A 3,219-nucleotide genomic window follows, 5' to 3' on the forward strand; every position below is an offset into this window, starting at 1 on the left:
CAATCCCGGCATCAGGCTGCCCGCTGTAGCAATCTGATCAAGCTCGGACCTCTCCGAGGGCCGGCGCTCCTACACCACGCCAAGGGGCATGACCCGGTGCGTCCGGGCGGCTCGCCCGAGGGTGCCCCCGGTTGCCCGGTTCGGAGAAGCTTCCGTTCGGCCTGCCGCTAAAATCAGGAGGTGACTGTCGGCGGGACTGCCAACTTGCGCAGCGGCGCTCGACGGGGTCGTGCCGCGCTGCCGGAGGTCTGCTTTGAGCCAATTATGATGAAAAAGACGCTTCGGTTGCGCGCTGGCACTGCGCCTTGGCCTGGTGCAGCGTTCAGTGACCCCGCTTCGCTTGCTCCTTTACTATGAAGCGATCTCCGAAATGCCTGCGCAAGGCCTGTCCGATCGCCTCGCTGCTGTAGGGTTTCTCGATCCAGACAGCGCGCCCGAGCACCCCGCCAATCTCGCCCGGGTCCGGCACAAGCCCGCTGGCCACGACGAAGGGAACGTCGGCGCTCTCCAGCCGTATGGCCACGGGTTCGGATGAAAGGCCGTTCAGGTCCTGGTCCAGCACTGCGAAGCTGACCGGTATGCCTTCGTCCAGAGCGGAGAGCGCCGCCTCGGAACTGCCGGCGATCACGACGTCCTCGGCGCCGAGCCGTCGCAGGCTTTGCGCCGCGTTCATCGCGATGATCATGTTGTCCTCGACCACCAGCGCCCGCCCCGAGATCCGGATATCGTCCGCGGTAACGGGGGCGATCTGCGACTGTGCGGCAGGCGCCTGATCGACTCGCCGCATCGACAGACCGGGGATATGCATCGACATCTCGAACCCGTCGGGAGCGAAGCTGGTCTCGATCGTGCCGCCCAGTTCCTGAGGAATCGTGTGCTGGACCAGCGCGCTGCCAAAGCCGACACGCTGCGGGGTGGTTACCACCGGGCCGCCCCGTTCCCGCCAGTGGAGTTCGACGCCGTTGTCCCGAGCAGTGATCCTCACCTCCAAGCGGCCGCCGGCTGGCCCGAGCGCCCCGTATTTCACCGCGTTGGTCGTCAGCTCATGGATCACCAGCGTGAGCGCCGAGCGTTGGCGGGGTGACAGCATGGCTTCACCGCCGACGAACTCCACCCGCTCCTCGCCGCGGCCGCCATAGGCGCGCACCTCGTCCCGGATCAGTTGACGCAGCGAAGTGGAGTCGCGGCTGCGATCGGTCAGGACATCGCTCGCCCGTTTCATCGCGGCTAGGCGGCTTCGTGCCTCGGCGGCATAGGCTTGGACCGCAGGTTCGGCGCCATCCGCCCCTCCCTCGATCGCGGCAGAGACGGTCGAGTAGACGTTGCGCAGCCGGTGCGTCAGTTCGGCGATCACGATTTCCTGCCGCTCGCTGTGGCTGGTCCGCCGTCGGTCCAGGTCGGTGCTGAGGCGCAACGTGATCTCCAGCAGGCTGACGCGGAGCACCTCGGACGCGGCAAGCTCGCCCGCGGTCCAGCTTTCGGAAAAGCCGCGGCGTTCCTCGCGCCAGGTGGAAAAGCTGGCGCGGGGCGAAAGGCGGCCGTCAGGCAGCCTTTCCTTGGACGGCGGACCGGCCCAGATCAGGTCGCGCGTCAGTTCCCGGCGGAACAGGATCACCCCGTCACCGCGGCGGCTGTGGATGGGGATCGCCAGCATTCCGCCGATCCCCTGGCCGGACGGAAACGCGCCCGCACACGCCCGGCCAAGGTTGTCGGTGTTGAACACCCGGCTTGTCCCGTTCCGGGCCACATGGTGCATCAACGCGCCGAATTCGTCACGGGACGGGGCCAGACCCGTTGCGTGGTAGTGACCACCCATCATCATGGCGATCCCGTCCACGTCGAATACCCGCTCGATCTCTTGCGAGACCCCGGCCAGATCGGGGAGGGCCGCGGCCGAGCTTTCAAACATGATCGAGATCTGGTCGTGGGCTTCGAGGGCGGCGGCACTCAGCCGGCTCTCGTCGCGCCGGGTCCGCAGCCCAAGTTCGTAGGCGAGAAGCTGGGCGAACAGTTCGATAGCGGAACGGGTCTCGTAATCGACGTAATGGGGCTGCTCGCGGTGGCAGGCGAGCATCCCCCACAGTTCGCCCTCGACCAGGATTGACACCGACATCGAGGCACGCACGCCCATGTTGCGCAGATATTGCAGGTGAATGGGCGAAACCGCGCGTGTGATGGAAAGCGACAGGTCGGTGGGCGCTCCGTCCGGGGTATGAGGCGGGACGATCGGGTGAACCGGCGCATCGACGTCGGCGATGATCCGGATCAGGTTCCGCTTGTAGAGGGCGCGCGCTTGCGGCGGGATGTCCGACGCGGGGAAACGATGCCCCATGTAGCTGTCGGCCCCGCCGCTGAGCGTCTCGCCGACCACCACGCCGCTGAAGTCGGACTCGAAGCGGTAGACCATGACCCGATCGAACCCGGTCAGTGCCCAGACCGCGTCGGCCGCGATCGTGCAAAGTTCCTCATGGTCCACGGCGCGCGTCAGCCGGGGGATCAGAGCCTGCACCACGGCACCGGGATCGCGCACGCGGTCGGGTTGCTTGCGCTCGAACTCCACCAGGAAGACGGGCCCGTCACGGTGGATGGCGATGTCGAAGCGGCGCCCGTCTTCGAACACGTCCAGGCCGAAGAGGCGGATGCCTTGGTCATTGCGCCCCATGACCTGCACCTTGCCGCGAAGCGTGTGCATGGTGGACGCAGGCAGGACATCGGTCAGCCGCTGCGCGACCAGTGCCTCCGGCTCGAGCCCCAGCGTCGAGCCGCAGTTCGCCGAGGCATTGCGCACCACCCATTGGGTCGTCACCACCAGCAGGCAGCCGAAGTCCTGGACGTGGCCGAGAAACTGGATCTGTTCCTGCGCGCAGGCGTCGACCATCTCCTGCGTGACGGTGCCCTGCGGCGCTTCGGCTTCGGTCATCGGCGGCGTGCTTTCAGCCATGGCGTCCTTCAGGAATGGGCTCCCGCTGCGGGTCGAACAGATCGAAAACGGCATTGGTCTCGGCCACGATGCCGTCGGCACGGGGCCCGTGAGCTGGTCGGGCTGAGAGGTCGAGGCACAGCTGACGCCATTCGGCGTTGCGTGGGTCCAGCGACAGGAACGCACCCGCAGCCCGTGCGGCGGCTTGCGCATGCGTTGCCCAGTGACGCTGCATCATCTGTGCGCCCCGCCGCGATCCGAGCAGGATATAGAGCACCGGGATGGGCGTGACCTGCAAC

The 3,219-nt window shown here is 66.9% G+C and carries 1 protein-coding gene; it reads right to left on the reverse strand.

Annotated elements, in window-relative coordinates:
* Nucleotides 1-322: 322 nt before the first annotated feature.
* A complete protein-coding gene (locus KTN05_RS17260) occupies nt 323-3,133 on the reverse strand; it encodes a GAF domain-containing protein (protein ID WP_217330608.1) in 2,811 nt (936 codons plus the stop codon).
* Between the last annotated feature and the right edge of the window lie 86 nt (nt 3,134-3,219).

The sequence above is a fragment of the Paracoccus sp. Z118 genome (genome assembly GCF_019061185.1).
Classification (GTDB): Bacteria; Pseudomonadota; Alphaproteobacteria; order Rhodobacterales; family Rhodobacteraceae; genus Paracoccus.